Source organism: Tessaracoccus lubricantis, from assembly GCF_039544535.1.
GTDB lineage: Bacteria > Actinomycetota > Actinomycetes > Propionibacteriales > Propionibacteriaceae > Arachnia > Arachnia lubricantis.
Genome location: NZ_BAABLV010000035.1, coordinates 100,820 through 116,563, shown reverse-complemented (window position 1 = coordinate 116,563; position 15,744 = coordinate 100,820). Strand labels below are relative to the sequence as shown.

Below are 15,744 nucleotides of genomic sequence, written 5' to 3'. Positions count from 1 at the left end.
CCCATGCGTATCACCCCGAGCATCCTCAACGCCGACTTCACGAACCTGGCCGGTGAGATCGGCCGCATCGGCAGTGCGGACGCCGTCCACGTCGACGTGATGGACAACCACTTCGTCCCGAACCTGACGATCGGGCTGCCAGTGGTGGAGTCCATCCGGAAGGCCACGGACATGATGCTCGACATCCACCTGATGATCGAGGACCCCGACCGGTGGGCGCCGGAGTACGCCGAGGCCGGGGCCGAGTCGGTGACGTTCCACGTCGAGGCCGCCGCGGCCCCCGTCCGGCTGGCCCGCGAGCTGCGCCGCCTGGGCGCGCGGGCGTCGATGGCGTTGAAGCCCGCGACCCCCATCGAGGCCTACGCCGACATGCTCGACGAGGTCGACATGGTGCTGCTCATGACCGTGGAGCCGGGCTTCGGCGGCCAGAAGTTCCTCGACCTGGTGCTGCCCAAGATCCGCCGCACGCGTGAACTCCTCGGCAGCCGGCAGATCTGGCTGCAGGTCGACGGCGGCGTGAGCCTCGAGACCATCGAGCGGTGTGCGGAGGCCGGTGCGGACACGTTCGTCGCGGGCTCCGCCGTCTACAACGCCGCAGACCCGGACGCGATGGTCAACCGGCTGCGCGAGGCCGCCGTCGCCGCCTGCCGTCACTGACGCCCGGGCGGGCGGTCAGGACTCGATGGCGTTGCCGTTGCCGGGCTTGTCGTCGCCGCGGCGCCGCAGGAACTTCTCCAACTCCGCCGCGATGGTGTCGCCGGTGGCGCCCTCGACCTCTTCGGTGTCGCGCGCTTCCTCCAACTGCTCGATGTACTCGGCGATGTCGGGGTCCTGCTGGCTCAGCTGGTCCACCGCAGTGGTCCACTTCTGCGCCTCGACGGGCAGCTCCGCGTGCTGGAACTGCACGTGCAGGACGCCCTCCAGCTCCGTCAGCAGCGCGTCCTGGGCCTTCGGGTTGGGCGGCGACGACACGTAGTGCGGCACCGACACCCACAGCGACGCGGCGGGCACCCGCTCGTGCAGCATCAACTGCGCCGCCACGCCGATCATGCCGGTGGGGCCGGTGTAGTCGCTGGCGTCCATGCTGTACTTCCGCTCGACGGCGGGGTCACTGGTGTAGACGCCCACGGGCAGCGGGCGGGAGTGCGGGGTGTCGCTCAGCATGGCGCCGAGGAACACCACGATCTCCGGGTCGATCTTCTTGATCCGGTCCACCAGCTCCATGGAGAACTGGCGCCACAGCAGGTTCGGCTCCGGGCCCAGCACGACGATGATGTCGCGGTCGGGGTGGTGGACGGTGCGCAGCCGCAGGGCCGGCCACTCGACCCAGGCGCCGTCGGCGGTGCGGTGCAGCATCGGGCGGGTCTGCTGGTAGTCCCAGTACCGCTCATCGTCGATGATGCCCGCGTCCGTCCCCGGGTAGGCGTCCATCAGGTGGCGGAGCAGGTCGGTGGCCGCGTTGCCGGCGTCGTTCCAGCCGGAGAACGCGATCACCACTGCGGGATCACGGAGACCGTCCATAGGCGCGAACTGCATTCGTCCAGCCTACCCGGGTGGGGCTAGCCTTGCCGCGTGGCTATTTCTCTGAGAGACCTGTTGAATCGTCGTGTGCTGGTGGCCGATGGCGCCATGGGCACGATGCTGCAGTCCTTCGGCGAGCTCAGCCTCGAGGAGGACTTCCAGGGTCTCGAGGGTTGCAACGAGATCCTCAACGTGACCAGGCCCGACGTCGTGGCCTCCGTCCACCGCGCCTACTTCGAGGCCGGCGCCGACGCCGTCGAGACCAACTCGTTCGGCACCAACCTCGCAGCCCTGGCCGAGTACGACATCGTCGAGCGCCTCGATGAACTCGCCGAGGCGTCCGCCCGCATCGCACGCGGCGTGGCCGACGAGTTCACCGACAAACCGCGCTTCGTGCTCGGCTCCGTCGGCCCCGGCACCAAGCTGCCGACGCTGGGGCACGTCCAGTTCGCCGCCGTCCGGGACGCGTACCAACGTCAGGTGGCCGCGATGATCCGGGGCGGCATCGACGGGGTGCAGATCGAGACCTGCCAGGACCTCCTCCAGGCCAAGGCCGCCGTCATCGGCGCGCAGCGCGCCGCCGAGGAGGCGGGCGTCGACCTGCCCATCCTGGTCAACGTCACCGTCGAGACCACCGGCACGATGCTGCTGGGCTCCGAGATCGGTGCCGCGCTCACCTCGCTCGAGGCGCTCGGCGTCGACTGCATCGGCCTCAACTGCGCCACCGGCCCCGCCGAGATGAGCGAGCACCTGCGCCACCTGGCCCGCAACGCCACCATCGCCGTCGGCACCATGCCCAACGCCGGCCTGCCTGAACTGACCGCCGACGGTGCCCGCTACCCACTGGGCCCTGACGGGCTGGCCGACGCCCTGGGCTCGTACCTCGACGAGTTCGGCCTGGCCGTCATCGGCGGCTGCTGCGGCACCACCCCCGAACACATCCGCCTCCTGGCGGAGCGGTACAGCGGCCGCGAGGTCGCCCCGCGCCAGCCCGAGCCGGAGAACTCGTCCAGCTCGCTCTACATCCAGGTGCCGTTCGAGCAGGACGCGAGTTACCTCAACATTGGCGAGCGCACCAACGCCAACGGCTCCAAGGCCTTCCGCGAGGCGATGCTGGCGGAGAACTGGGACGAGTGCGTGGAGATCGCCAAGGCCCAGGCCCGTGACGGCGCACACGTCCTCGACCTCTGCGTCGACTACGTGGGCCGCGACGGCGTGGCCGACATGAAGGAACTGGCCTCGCGCCTGTCCACCGCGGTCACGCTGCCCATCGTCCTCGACTCGACGGAGCCCGAGGTGTTGCAGGCCGGCCTCGAGCACCTGGCCGGCCGCGCCATCATCAACTCGGTCAACTACGAGGACGGCGACGGCCCGACGTCGCGCTTCGGGCGCATCATGCCGCTGGTGCGCGAGCACGGCGCCGCCGTCGTCGCCCTGACCATCGACGAGGAGGGCCAGGCCCGCACCGCCGAGTGGAAGGTGCGCGTCGCCTCGCGCCTGATCGAGGACCTCACGCAGAACTGGGGCATGGACGTGGGCGACATCCTCGTCGACTGCCTCACGTTCCCCATCGCCACCGGCCAGGAGGAGACCCGCCGCGACGGCATCGAGACCATCGAGGCCATCAGGGAGCTGAAGAAGCGCTACCCGCGGGTGCGCACCACGCTGGGCGTGTCGAACATCTCGTTCGGCCTCAACCCCGCGGCCCGCATCGTGCTCAACTCGGTGTTCCTGCACGAGTGCGTGCAGGCTGGGCTGGACTCGGCCATCGTGCACAGCGCCAAGATCCTGCCCATGGACCGCATCCCCGAGGAGCAGCGGCAGGTGGCGCTCGACATGGTCCACGACCGTCGCTCCGAGGGCTACGACCCGCTGTCGAAGTTCCTCGAACTGTTCGAGGGCGTGACCGCCGCGTCGGCGCGGGCCTCCCGCGCCGCGGAGCTCGCCGCGCTCCCGCTGGGTGAGCGGCTGCAGCGCCGGATCATCGACGGCGAGGCCAAGGGGCTGACCGCAGACCTCGACGAGGCCCTCAGGGACAAGCCGGCCCTCGACATCATCAACCAGGACCTGCTGGCGGGCATGAAGACCGTGGGCGAGCTGTTCGGTTCCGGGCAGATGCAGCTGCCGTTCGTGCTGCAGTCGGCCGAGACCATGAAGCAGGCCGTCGCCTACCTCGAACCCCACATGGAGAAGAGCGACGCGGGCTCCGGCAAGGGCACGCTCGTGCTGGCCACCGTCCGCGGCGACGTGCACGACATCGGCAAGAACCTCGTCGACATCATCGTCAGCAACAACGGCTACACCGTCATCAACATCGGCATCAAGCAGCCCATCCAGGCCATCATCGACGCGGCGGAGCAGCACGACGCCGACGCGATCGGCATGTCTGGGCTGCTGGTGAAGTCGACGCTGGTGATGAAGGACAACCTCGCCGAGCTCAACCGCCTCGGCCTCGCCGAGAAGTACCCGGTGCTGCTCGGCGGTGCCGCGCTCACCCGGACGTTCGTCGAGCACGACCTGGGCGACATGTTCGAGGGGCAGGTGCGCTACGCCAAGGACGCCTTCGAGGGCCTCGCCCTGATGGATGCCGTCATGGCCGTGAAGCAGGGCGTGCCCGGCGCCAGGCTGCCGGAGCCGCGCAAGCGCCGCTACGCCAAGGTCGAGGTCGAGGAGGAGCCCATCGAGCCCGGCACGCGCTCCGACGTGGCCCGCGGCGTCGACGTACCCACCCCGCCGTTCTGGGGCACCCGCGTCGTCAAGGGCATCGCGCTGGCTGACGTCGCCGCCTGGCTCGACCACCGCGCCACGTTCATGGGCCAGTGGGGCCTCAAGGGCAGCCGCGGCGGCCCGTCGTTCGAGGAGATCGTCGAGACCGAGGCCATGCCACGCCTGCGGATGTGGATGGACCGGATCAAGACGGAGAACCTCGCCAACTTCGGTGTGGTCTACGGCTACTTCCCGGTGCATTCGGAGGCCGAGACGCTCATCGTCGGTGACCCGGAGGATCCCCAGCGGGAACTCACCCGGTTCACGTTCCCGCGCCAGCGCCGCGACCGTCGACTCTGCCTGGCAGACTTCTTCCGCGACGCCGACGAGGCCGCCGAGCACGGCCCCGACGTGCTGGCCATGCAACTGGTCACGATGGGATCCGCCGTGGCCCAGGGCACCCAGAGGCTGTTCGAGGCCAACTCCTACCGCGACTACATGGAGTTGCACGGCCTGTCGGTCCAGCTGACGGAGGCGCTCGCCGAACACTGGCACGACCGCATCCGCCAGGACCTCGGCTTCGGCGCCACCACCGACATCGACGAGGCCATCCGCAAGCAGGCCTACCGCGGCTCGCGCTATTCGTTCGGCTACCCGGCCTGCCCCGACCTGGAGGACCGCCGCAAGCTGGTCGAGCTCCTGGAGCCGGGCCGCATCGGCGTGGAGCTCAGCGAGGAACTGCAGCTGCACCCCGAACAGTCGACCGACGCCATCATCCTGCACCACCCGGAGGCGAAGTACTTCAATGCTGGCTGAGCCCAAGGCCGTCCTCTGGGACTTCGACGGCACCCTCGTCAACACCGAACCCGTGTGGCAGGAGGTCGAGCGGCGCATGCTCGCCGAGCACGGGGTGACGTTCACCACCGAGCAGTGGGAGTCGATGACCGGCCAGGACGCCCGGCTCTCGGCCGCCATGATCGCCGAGGCCATCGGCTCCGACGACGTGGACGGCCTGCTGGAGAGGCTCCACGAGGGCGTGGCAGAACACCTCCGCAGCCGCGACCTGCCCTACCTCCCGGGCTCCCGCGAACTACTGCTCGAACTGGAGTCGCGAGGCGTCCCGTGCGCCATCGTCACCGCCAGCAGCGGCTACATCCTCGACGCCGCCCGTGACCGGCTGCCACGGCACGTGTCGTTCATCGTGACCTCCGACGACGTGACGCGCACCAAGCCGCACCCCGAGGGCTACCTGCTGGCGATGGAGCGGCTCGGCGTCACGCCGGCCGACGTCGTGATCCTCGAGGATTCGGTGCCCGGCACCATGTCGGGGCTCGCCTCGGGCGCCGTCGTCTACGCTGTTCCCTCTGTGCCACTCGAGCCACACCGTCGCATGCACATCGGCGTGGGGCTCGACGGCATCGGTTGGGATGAGCTCGCCAAGGTCTGGCGGGAGCGGAAGGAAGCGGCATGAACCTGTCCGGAGTGCACACCGGGCCCCTGCGGGAGGGCGAGCGCGTCACGCTCACCGACAACAAGGGGCGGCGCAAGTCGATCCTGCTGGAGGCGGGCAAGTCGTGGCACACCACCAAGGGAGCGGTGCACCACGACGACCTCATCGGCGGGCCCGATGGCGTGGTCATCACCTCCGTGGGCGGCATGCAGTACCTGGCCCTGCGCCCGCTGCTGCACGACTACATGGTCGCGATGCCCCGCGACGCTGCGGTGATCTACCCCAAGGAAGCCGCCCAGATCGTGATGTGGGGCGACATCTTCCCCGGCGCGCGCGTGCTGGAGGCCGGCGTCGGTTCGGGCGCCCTGTCGCTGGCGCTGCTCCGGGCGATCGGCCCCGAGGGCAGGCTGCAGTCCTACGAGCGCCGCCAGCAGTTCGCCGACGTGGCCCAGCGCAACGTCCGCAACTTCATCGGCGGCGAACACCCCGGCTGGGAGGTCACCGTCGGCGACCTCGTCGAGGTGATCAAGGACGACCAGATCGACCGCGCCATCCTCGACATGCTCGCCCCGTGGGAGTGCATCGACGCCGTGGGGGAGCGGCTCATCCCGGGCGGCGTGCTCGTGTGCTACGTCGCCACCGCCACCCAGCTGGGCCGCGTCGCCGACACGCTGCGCGCGCACGGCGGCTTCACGGAGCCCCAGCTGACGGAGACCACGATGCGTGACTGGCACGCCGAGGGCCTGGCGATCCGTCCCGGCCATGGCACGTCGAGCCACACCGGCTTCCTGGCGATCTCCCGACGACTGGCCCCGGGCCAGCAGGCACCGATGCGCAGCCGTCGGCCCGCCCCCGGTGCCTACGGGCCCGACTACACGGGCCCGCGGCCGGCGAACATCCCTGCGGACCTAGGCGGCGCTGGCTCGGTGGTGCCGGGCAAGCCGGTAGACGAGCCGCCAGCCGAAGAAGGCGGCCCCGAGGAATAGGGCGGCCACGGCGACGAAGGCCGCCGCGGCCGTGTCGCCGGAGGTGACCCGAAGCACCATGCCACCCAGGAGCGTCATGAGCCACACGATGAGCCCCTCGCGCCACCCGCGGCAGGGGACCCCGCTGAGGATCACGGCCGCCCAGCCGACCAGGCAGGCCGTGAGGAACGGCCAGGCCGTGGACAGGACCCCCACCGGGTCCAGCCCGTGCGACGCGCGTCCGATGACGGCGAAGACCAGTACGCAGACCAGATCGACGGTGATTGGCACGACTCGCTTCATGCCCGCCACTATAGAAGGGTGATGATGGACAGTCCCTCCTTCATGGAGTACCTGAGGCAGGTGGCGCCGGAAACGCTTCCGGCGGCCCGCGACGGGTCGGTGCCGGCAGTGCACGGCACCACGATCGTGGCGGCCCGGTATCGCGACGGAGTGGTGATGGCCGGCGATCGGCGCGCCACGATGGGCACCGCCATCGCGATGCGTGACATCGAGAAGGTCTTCGGTGCCGACGACCGGTCCATCATCGGCGTCGCCGGGGTGGCCGGGATCGCCGTCGAGCTCGTGCGCCTGTTCCAGGTGGAGCTGGAGCACTTCGAGAAGGTTGAGGGGACCCCGTTGAGCTTCGACGGCAAGGCGAACCGGCTGAGCTCCATGTTGCGGGCCAACCTGCCGCAGGCGCTGCAGGGCATGGTGGTGCTGCCGCTGTTCGTCGGGTGGGACGAACGGGCACACCGGGGCCGGATGTTCTCCTACGACGCGACGGGCGGCCGCTACGAGGAGGCCGAGTACTGCTCCGTCGGCTCCGGCGCGGCGTTCGCGCGGGGCGCGCTGAAGAAGCTCCACGACCCCGAGGCAGACGAGCGTTCCGCGGTGGCGGCGCTGCTGCAGTCGCTGTACGACGCGGCCGACGACGACTCCGCCACCTCCGGCCTCGACCTGACGCGCGGCATCTTCCCGCTGGTCATGCGCGCCTCGGTCGAGGGCGTCGCACGGTGGTCCGAGGAGGGCGTGCGGGAACTGGCCCACACCATCGTGGCGGCGCGGGCCACCCGCCCCGACGGCCCGAGGGGGTACGCGCTGTGAGCCTGCCGTTCTACGTCAGCCCCGAGCAGCAGATGCTCGACCGCGCCGAGTTCGCGCGCAAGGGCATCGCGCGGGGCAGAGCCGTCGTCGTGCTCCGCTACGCCGACGGCATCGCGATGGTCGCCGAGAACCACTCGACGACGCTGAACAAGGTCGCCGAGATCTACGACCGGATCGGGTTCGCCGCCGTCGGCCGCTACAACGAGTTCGAGACGCTGCGCATCGCCGGCATCCGGCACGCAGACCTGCGCGGCTACTCCTACGACCGCCGCGACGTGACCGGCCGCAGCCTTGCCGGCGCCTACTCCCAACTGCTGGGCGGCGCGTTCGCCTCCGCCGGAGAGAAGCCCTATGAGGTGGAACTCATCGTCGCCGAGCTGGGGGAGGAGCCCTCCGGCGACGTGCTCTACCGGATCGGCTACGACGGCGTGATCACCGACGAGCAGCACCTCGCGGTCATCGGCGGCGACGCCGAGCGGATCGCCGACGTGGTGCGGGGCGGGTTCGACGCCGGGGCGTCGCTGCACGACGCCGTCGCGCTGGCCGGCAACGCGCTGCGCTCGGAGCAGTTGGAGGTCGCGGTGCTGGAGCGCGGCACGCAGCGGCGCCGCACGTTCCGCCGCGTCGGCACGGATGAGGTGTCGCGTGGGTGAGTCCGTCCTGATCCTGGGCGCCGGCCTGGTGGGTTCGTCGCTCGGGCTGGCCCTGACGCGCGCGGGCTACGACGTGATCCTGTGGGACATCGTCGCGGCGCATTCGCTGGTGGCCGCGGGCCTCGGCGCCGGGCGCATCTCCGACGAGGCCACCGACGACCCCGACATCGTCGTGGTCGCCACCCCGCCAGAGGTCATCCCGTCGCTGGTGGCCGAGACCCTCGAGAAGTTCCCCGACGCGGTGATCACCGACGTCGGCTCCGTCAAGGCGCCCATCCTCGAGGCCGTCGTGCAGCTGGCCCCCGAACACCGCCGCTACGTCGGGTCCCACCCCATGGCCGGATCGCAGTTCACCGGCCCGCTGACCGCCTCGGGCGACCTCTTCAAGGACCGCACCTGGGTCGTCACGCCTCAGGACGGCAACCGGCCCCAGGACGTGGCGCGCATCGAGCGGCTCGCTGCCGACGTCGGGGCGCGCGTGGTCACCATGCCGGTCGACCTGCACGACGAGGCAGTGGCACAGGTCAGCCACGTGCCGCACCTGATGAGCATCCTCACCGCCAGCCACCTGCGCCAGGTGCCCACCGACAACCTGCGGCTGGCAGGCCAGGGCATCCGCGACGTCACGCGCATCGCCGGCTCCGACCCGGCACTGTGGCGCCAGATCATCGTGTCCAACGCCGACGCCGTGCGTCACGAGCTGGAGGAGGTCGCCACGGACCTCGCGCACCTCATCAGCGTGCTGGACCGGCCCGAGGAACTCGAGCACTTCCTCGCCATCGGGCGCACCGGTGCCCACTCCCTGCTGGGCAAGCACGGCCAGGACCCGCTGGACCTGCTGAAGGTCACCGTCGAGATCCCCGACGAGCCGCGGGCGTTGGGCCGCCTGTTCACCGACATCGGCGAGGTCGGCCTCAACGTGGAAGACTTCGAGATCACCCACGACCCGGTGCGCGAGGTCGGCTACCTGCAGGTCTCCGTGGAGAGCGAGGTGGCCGAGCAACTGCGCGCCACGCTGGTGGAACGCGGCTGGGGTGCGTGGTCGTCCAACCGAGGGAGCGCCTGATGTCTCTGCTGATCGCCATCGACGGGCCGAGCGGGTCCGGCAAGTCCACGACCGCGAAGCTGCTCGCCCGGCGGCTGGGGCTGGGCTACCTCGACACCGGAGCGATGTACCGCGCCGCCACCACCGAGTACCTGCGCCGCTACCCGGAGGGTGCCGGGGCCGACGCCGTGGCGCGGCTGGTGGAGGAGGCCGCGCTGGTGTGCGACACCACCCCGGAGTCGCCCGCATTCAGCATCAACGGCCACGACGTCACCGAGGAGATCCGTGAGCCGCGCATCTCGGCGGCGGTCTCGACGGTGGCCACCAACCTCGAGGTCCGGCGCCTGCTCACCGCGTTGATGCGCGGCATCATCGCCGACCACGGCAGGCGCATCGTCGTCGAGGGCCGCGACATCACCACCGTCGTGGCGCCCGATGCCGACGTGCGGGTGCTGCTGGTGGCGGATCCCTCCGCCCGGGTGGCCCGCCGGGCGGCCGAGGTCGAGGGCAGGGCCACCGCCGCGGAGGTCACCGACCAGGTGCTGCGCCGCGACCGCGACGACTCCACCGTGTCGAACTTCACCGAGGCCGCGGAGGGCGTCACCGTGATCGATTCGACGTTCCTGACCCCCGATGAGGTGGTCGACGCCATCATCGCGCTCGCACCCCGCGCCTGATTCGGTAGGCTGGGGCGCTGCCCACTCTTCTCAGGAGGCTCCCGTGACCGAGACCATCAAGCCCATCGTGGCCGTCGTCGGCCGACCCAACGTCGGCAAGTCGACCCTGGTCAACCGTATCCTCGGTCGACGCGAAGCCGTCGTGCAGGACCAGCCGGGCGTGACCAGGGACCGCGTCTCGTACGACGCGAACTGGAACGGGCGCGAGTTCGTGCTCGTCGACACCGGTGGCTGGATGTCGGATGCGCAGGGCATGGCGGCCGCCATCGCGGAGCAGGCGGAGCTCGCCATCTCGCTGGCCGATGCCGTCCTGTTCGTCGTGGACGCCACCGTCGGCACCACCGACGAGGACGAGGCGGTGGTGCGCGTGCTGCGCCGCTCGCAGAAGCCGGTGGTGCTGGCGGCCAACAAGGTCGACGACCAGCGCCACGAGATGATGGCCGCCACCATGTGGAACCTGGGCCTGGGGGAGCCGTTCCCCGTCTCGGCCCTCCACGGGCGTGGCTCGGGCGACCTCCTCGACGCCGTCCTGAACTCCATCCCGGAGGCGCCGAAGGAGACCTACGAGGAGGTCGGCGGGCCGCGCCGCGTCGCCATCGTGGGCAAGCCCAACGTCGGCAAGTCCTCACTGCTGAACAAGATGGCGGGCGAGACGCGCGTGGTGGTCTCCGACGTGTCCGGCACCACCGTCGACCCGGTCGACGAACTGGTGGAGATCGGCGGGCAGGTCTACCGCCTCATCGACACCGCCGGCATCCGCAAGCGCGTCAAGGAGGCCTCCGGCCACGAGTACTACGCCTCGCTGCGCACCCAGGCCGCGATCGAACGCGCCGAGGTGTGCATCATGGTCGTCGACGCCTCGGAGCCCGTCTCCGACCAGGACCTGCGGATCCTCAGCAACATCGAGGAGTCCGGGCGCGCGCTGGTCATCGCCTTCAACAAGTGGGACCTCACGGACGAGGAGCGCCGCTACTACCTGGATCGCGAGATCGACCGCGACCTGCAGGCCTGGAAGTGGGCACCCACCGTCAACATCTCCGCACTGACCGGCCGCAACGTCGACAAGCTCGGCAAGGCCATCGAGACCGCGGCGGCCGGCTGGGAGACCCGCATCTCGACGGGCAAGCTCAACGCTTTCCTCGGCAGGCTGAGCGCCGCCCACCCGCACCCGGTGCGCAGCGGCAAGCAGCCCCGCATCCTGTTCGGCACCCAGGCGCAGAACTGCCCGCCCACGTTCGCGCTGTTCACCAGCGGCAAGATGGACGACACCTACGTCCGCTACATCGAGCGCCGCCTGCGCGAGGACTTCGGTTTCGAGGGGTCGCCGGTGCACGTCCAGATCCGGGCCCGCGAGAAGCGCAAGGACCGCGCCTGAGCGTCGACCCGGCGCGCCGGCGGCCCGCAGTCGGACCTGCGGGCCGTGGGTCCCGGCCCTAGGAGTACGCTTCGCCGTTGGAGGCGATTACCACATGGGAAACCGGGACTTCCGGATCGAACCTCAGCGCCTGACGCCGAGGGAACAGATACGCCGCTACCGAGCGTTGGCGGGCGAACACATCATCAGCCTGAGGAACCTCTGGCCGGGGCCGGCGGACTACGGCGGGCTGAGGCAGTCCTGGCTGAAGGACCTCCTCGCCGGGATCACCGTCGGCGTCGTCGCACTGCCACTCGCCCTCGGCTTCGGCGTCGCGTCCGGTGCCGGGGCCGCGGCCGGCCTGGTCACCGCGATCGTGGCGGGCATCGTCGCTGCCATCTTCGGCGGCTCCCACCTGCAGGTCTCGGGCCCCACCGGGGCCATGACCGTGGTGTTGTTGCCCGTCATCGCCAAGCACGGCCTGGGCGTGATCCCGCTGCTGGCGATCATGGCCGGCATCATCGTCGTGGCGATGGCCGTCACCGCCGTCGGCAGGTCGGTCGAGCTGATCCCCTTCCCCGTCGTGGAGGGATTCACGATGGGCATCGGCGTGATCATCGCGCTGCAGCAGTTGCCATTGATCCTCGACGCCCCGCGGGGTGAGTCGGAATCGACGCTGATGGCCGGCTGGCAGACGATCCAGCAGGCCGACTGGGGGCATGCCTGGCAGCCGTTGGCGGTCGCCGCGGCCGTCGTCGCAATGCACGTCATCGGCCTGAGGCTGGTACCCCGCTGGCCGCTGGCACTGATCTCCATCGTCGTCGCGACCGTCGCGGTGGTACTGCTGCCCATCACCGTGGAGACCATCGGCGCTCTGCCGACGGGTCTACCCTCACCGCAGGTCCCGGACTTCACCATCGGCATGCTCCAGGACCTCGCCGGCCCGGCGCTGGCGATCGCGGCGCTGGCGGCGCTCGAGTCGCTGCTGTCGGCGCGGGTGGCAGACGGGATGCGGCCTGACCTGACCCCCTCGAACCCAGACCGCGAACTGATGGGGCAGGGCCTGGCCAACGTCGCGTCGGGACTCTTCGGCGGCCTCCCCGCCACGGGCGCCATCGCGCGCACCGCCGTCAACGTCCGCTCCGGGGCCCGGACCCGGCTGTCGTCGGTCACGCACTCGGTGGTGCTGTTGGCGGTGATGCTCCTGCTCGCCCCCATCGTCGGCACGGTCCCGATGGCCGCGTTGGGTGGCGTGCTGCTCGTGACCGCCGGCCGCATGATCAACCTGCGCCTCGGACGCACGATGCTCACCGTGACGAGGGCCGACCGCAACACGTTCCTGTTGACGTTCGGCGCCACCGTCCTGCTGGACCTCGTGGCGGCCGTGCTGCTCGGCCTCCTCATGGCGGGCGTGATGAGCCTGCGGCACATGGCCACCTACTCCGTCGTGGCACGGCAGAACCTGCCCACGGCCACCGTCGAGGGCGTCGTCGACTGGAGCCCGGAGCAGCGGCATCTGCGTGACGCCGTCGCCGTCTTCCGGGTCGACGGTGCGCTGTTCTACGGCAACGCCCAGCGGTTCATCGACGAGGTCAACGACATCGGCGGCGACGTGGCCGCGGTCATCATCCGCTGCCACCAGATGCGCATCCTCGACGCCTCGGGTGCCGTGGCGCTGGACACTGCGCTCAAGCGCCTGCGCCGCCGTCGCATCATCTACGTGATCCAGGGGATGAACAACAGCCAGCGGCGCACGTCGGTACTGATGGGGGCCACCGAGGAGCGGCACCACGTCAAGGAACTGTCAGAGGCCCTGACGTGGATCGACGACGAGCTGCGCACGGGCGTTCACACGAAGATGACCTGACCCCCTTCGCTCAGCTCGATGAAGTCGGCTGCGGAGATGACGTCCTCCACCCCCTCGTACAGGTCCGACATGGCCAGGCCGTTCATGTCGAAGCTGAGCTTGCAGCCCCAGAGGTGACCGCCTGCGGCCACGATGATGTCGAGGAACTCACGCACGCCCGGGATCTCCAGGTCGTCGAGTTGCCTGTTCATCATCCTGGTCGACAGGCGCGTCATGCCGGGGATGGCGCCCATGCCGGCCCACAGGGGCAGCGAGCGCGCCATGGGGAGGTGCATCGCGGTGTTGCCGAGCATGGTGAACTTGAGGTCGTCCATCGTGGCTTCGGTGACCAGGTCGAAGCCCCAGAAGGTGAAGAAGATGTGCGTCTCGATGCCTTCGCCCAGGGCGGCGTTGGCCATGATGAGGGCCGGGTAGGCCATGTCGAGGTTGCCCTTGGAGGCGATGAAGCACATCTTCCTGGGCCGGTTCGGGGCGTCCGTTCCGACGGCGGGTGCAGCGAAGTCTGCGGGCTTCGGACGTGCCCTACCCTCCGTCGCCACGGCGCCGTTGGTTGGGCGGGCCCTGGCGGGCCCGAAGTCGGGGATGATCGGGTGGTCGAGGATCTCGGTCATGTCCATGCCTTCCCTAGACGCAGCCCTTGGGCTTGGGCAGCCCGGCGATGTAGGACATCTTCTTGGCGGGTTTGCCGGGGAAGAGCCGGAACAGCTCCTTCATGTCGAAGCCGCCGACCACCGCGGTGCGGCGCAGGGTGGCGGTCTCCTGCCGCGCCGGGTAGTCGTCGCGGAGGAAGCGCAGCACCTTCCAGTGCTCGTCGGTGAGCTCGTCGAGGCCGGCGTACCCGGCGAGGGTGCGGGCGAGGTCGTCGTCCCATTGCTGGTAGTCGGTGAGGAAGCCTTCGTCGTTGACGTCGATGACGCGGCCTCCGTCGATGCGCGTGCGTGGCATGGGTGTCTCCTTCACTTCGAGGTGACCAGGGGCAGCCTGCGGCGTGCCCATTGTGTGAGGGTGAGCCCGGCGGAGTCGCCTTCGACGTTCTTGCCGAGCAGCATCATGTCGGTGGTGAACGGCAGGGGCCGTCCCTTGAGCAGCATCGTCCAGTAGACCCAGCGGAACGCGAGCTTGGCGAGGTGGTTGGCGCGCGACTCGCCGAGCAGCCGCATTGGCCCCACGACTGGGAGGGGGAACGTGCCGGTGTAGGGCTGGGTGCCGTAGTTGAAGTCGAGCAGCATGCCCTTGCGCCGTCCGGTCTCGATGAAGCAGTTCGCGTGCCCGTCGAATGAGTGGGGGAGCGGTTCCCCGCGCAGGTAGTGGGGCCAGTTCGCCATGAAGACGTCCAGGGAGAAGTGCGCCACCGAGCCGGCCTTCGACGTGGGCAGCGTGCCGCCGTCGCCGAGGACGAAGATGTCCGGGTGCGCGTCGGCGCGCATGGTGTGCTGGTCACACGGCACCAGGTTGAGTTCGTCGCCGAGGCCCGACCTGGCGATGTACTGCGGCCCGAGATTGAGCGGGATCGAGACCAGGAGGTCGTAGGGGATGCGGCGGTCGTCGTAGGAGACGAGTTCCTTCGCCTCCGGGTCGATGCGCTCGACGGCGAAGTCTGCCTCGAGGGTGATGTCACGGTCACGGAACATGGAGCCGAGTTCCCGTGAGGCGACGGGTTTGGTGAATGCGCCGTCGAGGGGCGTGACGTAGGTGAAGTCCACCTTGTGCCGCGTCCGGCGGTCTCTGAAGTAGCCGTCGGCGAGGAAGAGGAACTCCAGCGGCGCCACCGGGCACTTGATCGGCATGTCGGTGAGGTGGACCACCAGCCTGCCGCCCCGGAAGGCCCTGATCGCGTCGCGGAGCGCCACGGCGGACGGAAGGTCGTAGAAGTGGTGCACGTCAGGGCTGTCGGCACCGGGGGTGAGGTCGGGTCGCGGTTCGACGCCGGTGGCGATGATCAGCGCGTCCCAGGCGATGTCGCGGCCGTCGGTGAGCAGGACCTTCTGGTCCTCGACGGTGACCCTGTCGATCTCGCCGAGCACGAGGTCCACGTCGTGAGGCAGGTACCGGCGGCGCGGCTGAACGATCTTGTCGCGGGTGTAGCTGCCGAAGGGCAGGAACAGGTACCCGGGTTGGTAGTGGTGATCGTCGTCGCGGTCGATCACCGTGATGGCGAGTTCCTCGCGAGGGTGTGCGGCGCGCAGCTTGTTGGCGGCCATGGTGCCCGCGGTGCCCCCACCGAGGATGAGCAGTCTCTTCATTGAGACCTCCATGAGTAGGAATGACTCGATTCTATACCCCCGCCCGTATATCACGCAGGGGAATCGTGCGACGGCTGCGATGAGGTTCGTGGCCACGAGGCCTCGATGTGCGCACTTCGCGAAGAGGCGCTAAGCTATCCGAGTTGCCACACGGCA

Annotated in this window: 15 protein-coding genes; 10 read left to right on the top strand and 5 right to left on the bottom strand. The window is 69.7% G+C overall.

The features are described 5' to 3' along the window. Nucleotides 1–3 precede the first annotated feature (3 nt). Complete coding sequence (gene rpe / locus ABEA30_RS10825; RefSeq protein ID WP_345582695.1) at nt 4–657, top strand: ribulose-phosphate 3-epimerase; 654 nt, start codon at nt 4–6, stop codon at nt 655–657. Nucleotides 658–672: 15 nt separating this feature from the next. Here the strand turns inward: rpe and ABEA30_RS10820 are convergent, their stop codons facing one another. Beyond that, nucleotides 673–1,536 (bottom strand): proteasome assembly chaperone family protein, encoded by an 864-nt coding sequence (locus ABEA30_RS10820; protein WP_345582693.1) that lies wholly within the window; start codon nt 1,534–1,536, stop codon nt 673–675. A 42-nt stretch (nt 1,537–1,578) separates the two neighbouring features. Here ABEA30_RS10820 and metH point away from each other — a divergent pair, with 42 nt between their 5' ends. Genes metH through ABEA30_RS10805 form a run of 3 tightly spaced genes read left to right on the top strand, consistent with a single transcriptional unit; the run spans nt 1,579 to nt 6,663 of the window. Then, entirely contained in the window at nt 1,579–5,043 is a 3,465-nt protein-coding gene (gene metH / locus ABEA30_RS10815) for a methionine synthase (protein WP_345582801.1), read from the top strand. Beyond that, complete coding sequence (locus ABEA30_RS10810; protein WP_345582691.1) at nt 5,033–5,698, top strand: HAD family hydrolase; 666 nt, start codon at nt 5,033–5,035, stop codon at nt 5,696–5,698. The genes metH and ABEA30_RS10810 overlap by 11 nt, the downstream gene beginning before the upstream one ends. Continuing rightward, nucleotides 5,695–6,663, top strand: a complete 969-nt coding sequence (locus ABEA30_RS10805; protein ID WP_345582689.1) for a tRNA (adenine-N1)-methyltransferase — start codon at nt 5,695–5,697, stop codon at nt 6,661–6,663. The genes ABEA30_RS10810 and ABEA30_RS10805 overlap by 4 nt, the downstream gene beginning before the upstream one ends. On the opposite strand, the gene ABEA30_RS10800 is transcribed toward ABEA30_RS10805, so the two are convergent. Then, nucleotides 6,586–6,945 carry a DUF3054 domain-containing protein gene (locus ABEA30_RS10800; RefSeq protein WP_345582687.1) on the bottom strand — a complete coding sequence of 120 codons (360 nt, stop codon included), beginning with the start codon at nt 6,943–6,945 and terminating at the stop codon, nt 6,586–6,588. The genes ABEA30_RS10805 and ABEA30_RS10800 overlap by 78 nt on opposite strands. 24 nt (nt 6,946–6,969) lie before the next feature. Between ABEA30_RS10800 and prcB the strand changes: the two genes are divergently transcribed. From prcB to ABEA30_RS10770, 6 genes are all read left to right on the top strand, one after another. Continuing rightward, nucleotides 6,970–7,749 (top strand): proteasome subunit beta, encoded by a 780-nt coding sequence (prcB, locus tag ABEA30_RS10795; protein WP_345582685.1) that lies wholly within the window; start codon nt 6,970–6,972, stop codon nt 7,747–7,749. Further along, nucleotides 7,746–8,402, top strand: coding sequence for a proteasome subunit alpha (prcA, locus tag ABEA30_RS10790; protein WP_345582683.1), 657 nt, complete (start codon nt 7,746–7,748; stop codon nt 8,400–8,402). Before prcB ends, prcA begins: the two co-directional genes overlap by 4 nt. Beyond that, nucleotides 8,395–9,468 (top strand): prephenate dehydrogenase, encoded by a 1,074-nt coding sequence (locus ABEA30_RS10785; protein ID WP_386084522.1) that lies wholly within the window; start codon nt 8,395–8,397, stop codon nt 9,466–9,468. The genes prcA and ABEA30_RS10785 overlap by 8 nt, the downstream gene beginning before the upstream one ends. After that, nucleotides 9,468–10,124: a (d)CMP kinase gene (gene cmk, locus ABEA30_RS10780; protein WP_345582680.1), complete on the top strand. Its 657-nt coding sequence runs from the start codon at nt 9,468–9,470 to the stop codon at nt 10,122–10,124. Before ABEA30_RS10785 ends, cmk begins: the two co-directional genes overlap by 1 nt. A gap of 43 nt (nt 10,125–10,167) precedes the next feature. Next, entirely contained in the window at nt 10,168–11,499 is a 1,332-nt protein-coding gene (gene der, locus ABEA30_RS10775; RefSeq protein WP_345582678.1) for a ribosome biogenesis GTPase Der, read from the top strand. A gap of 94 nt (nt 11,500–11,593) precedes the next feature. Continuing rightward, complete coding sequence (locus tag ABEA30_RS10770) at nt 11,594–13,345, top strand: SulP family inorganic anion transporter (protein WP_345582676.1); 1,752 nt, start codon at nt 11,594–11,596, stop codon at nt 13,343–13,345. Here the strand turns inward: ABEA30_RS10770 and ABEA30_RS10765 are convergent. Genes ABEA30_RS10765 through sqr form a run of 3 tightly spaced genes read right to left on the bottom strand, consistent with a single transcriptional unit; the run spans nt 13,327 to nt 15,588 of the window. Beyond that, nucleotides 13,327–13,956: a DsrE/DsrF/DrsH-like family protein gene (locus ABEA30_RS10765; protein WP_345582674.1), complete on the bottom strand. Its 630-nt coding sequence runs from the start codon at nt 13,954–13,956 to the stop codon at nt 13,327–13,329. The two genes, ABEA30_RS10770 and ABEA30_RS10765, sit on opposite strands and share 19 nt — an antisense overlap. A gap of 13 nt (nt 13,957–13,969) precedes the next feature. Continuing rightward, the gene (locus ABEA30_RS10760; protein ID WP_345582672.1) at nt 13,970–14,290 is read right to left on the bottom strand and encodes a TusE/DsrC/DsvC family sulfur relay protein; all 321 of its coding nucleotides are present in this window, start codon (nt 14,288–14,290) and stop codon (nt 13,970–13,972) included. A gap of 11 nt (nt 14,291–14,301) precedes the next feature. Beyond that, complete coding sequence (gene sqr, locus ABEA30_RS10755) at nt 14,302–15,588, bottom strand: type III sulfide quinone reductase, selenoprotein subtype (RefSeq protein ID WP_345582671.1); 1,287 nt, start codon at nt 15,586–15,588, stop codon at nt 14,302–14,304. Between the last annotated feature and the right edge of the window lie 156 nt (nt 15,589–15,744).

Coding starts and splice junctions, on each gene's coding strand:
- ABEA30_RS10810 (WP_345582691.1), top strand. CDS start 5,033: ATGCTGGCTGAGCCCAAGGCCGTCCTCTGGGACTTCGACGGCACCCTC.
- cmk (WP_345582680.1), top strand. CDS start 9,468: ATGTCTCTGCTGATCGCCATCGACGGGCCGAGCGGGTCCGGCAAGTCC.
- ABEA30_RS10770 (WP_345582676.1), top strand. CDS start 11,594: ATGGGAAACCGGGACTTCCGGATCGAACCTCAGCGCCTGACGCCGAGG.
- ABEA30_RS10820 (WP_345582693.1), bottom strand. CDS start 1,536: ATGCAGTTCGCGCCTATGGACGGTCTCCGTGATCCCGCAGTGGTGATC.
- sqr (WP_345582671.1), bottom strand. CDS start 15,588: ATGAAGAGACTGCTCATCCTCGGTGGGGGCACCGCGGGCACCATGGCC.
- prcB (WP_345582685.1), top strand. CDS start 6,970: ATGGACAGTCCCTCCTTCATGGAGTACCTGAGGCAGGTGGCGCCGGAA.
- ABEA30_RS10800 (WP_345582687.1), bottom strand. CDS start 6,945: ATGAAGCGAGTCGTGCCAATCACCGTCGATCTGGTCTGCGTACTGGTC.
- ABEA30_RS10765 (WP_345582674.1), bottom strand. CDS start 13,956: ATGACCGAGATCCTCGACCACCCGATCATCCCCGACTTCGGGCCCGCC.
- rpe (WP_345582695.1), top strand. CDS start 4: ATGCGTATCACCCCGAGCATCCTCAACGCCGACTTCACGAACCTGGCC.
- ABEA30_RS10805 (WP_345582689.1), top strand. CDS start 5,695: ATGAACCTGTCCGGAGTGCACACCGGGCCCCTGCGGGAGGGCGAGCGC.
- ABEA30_RS10760 (WP_345582672.1), bottom strand. CDS start 14,290: ATGCCACGCACGCGCATCGACGGAGGCCGCGTCATCGACGTCAACGAC.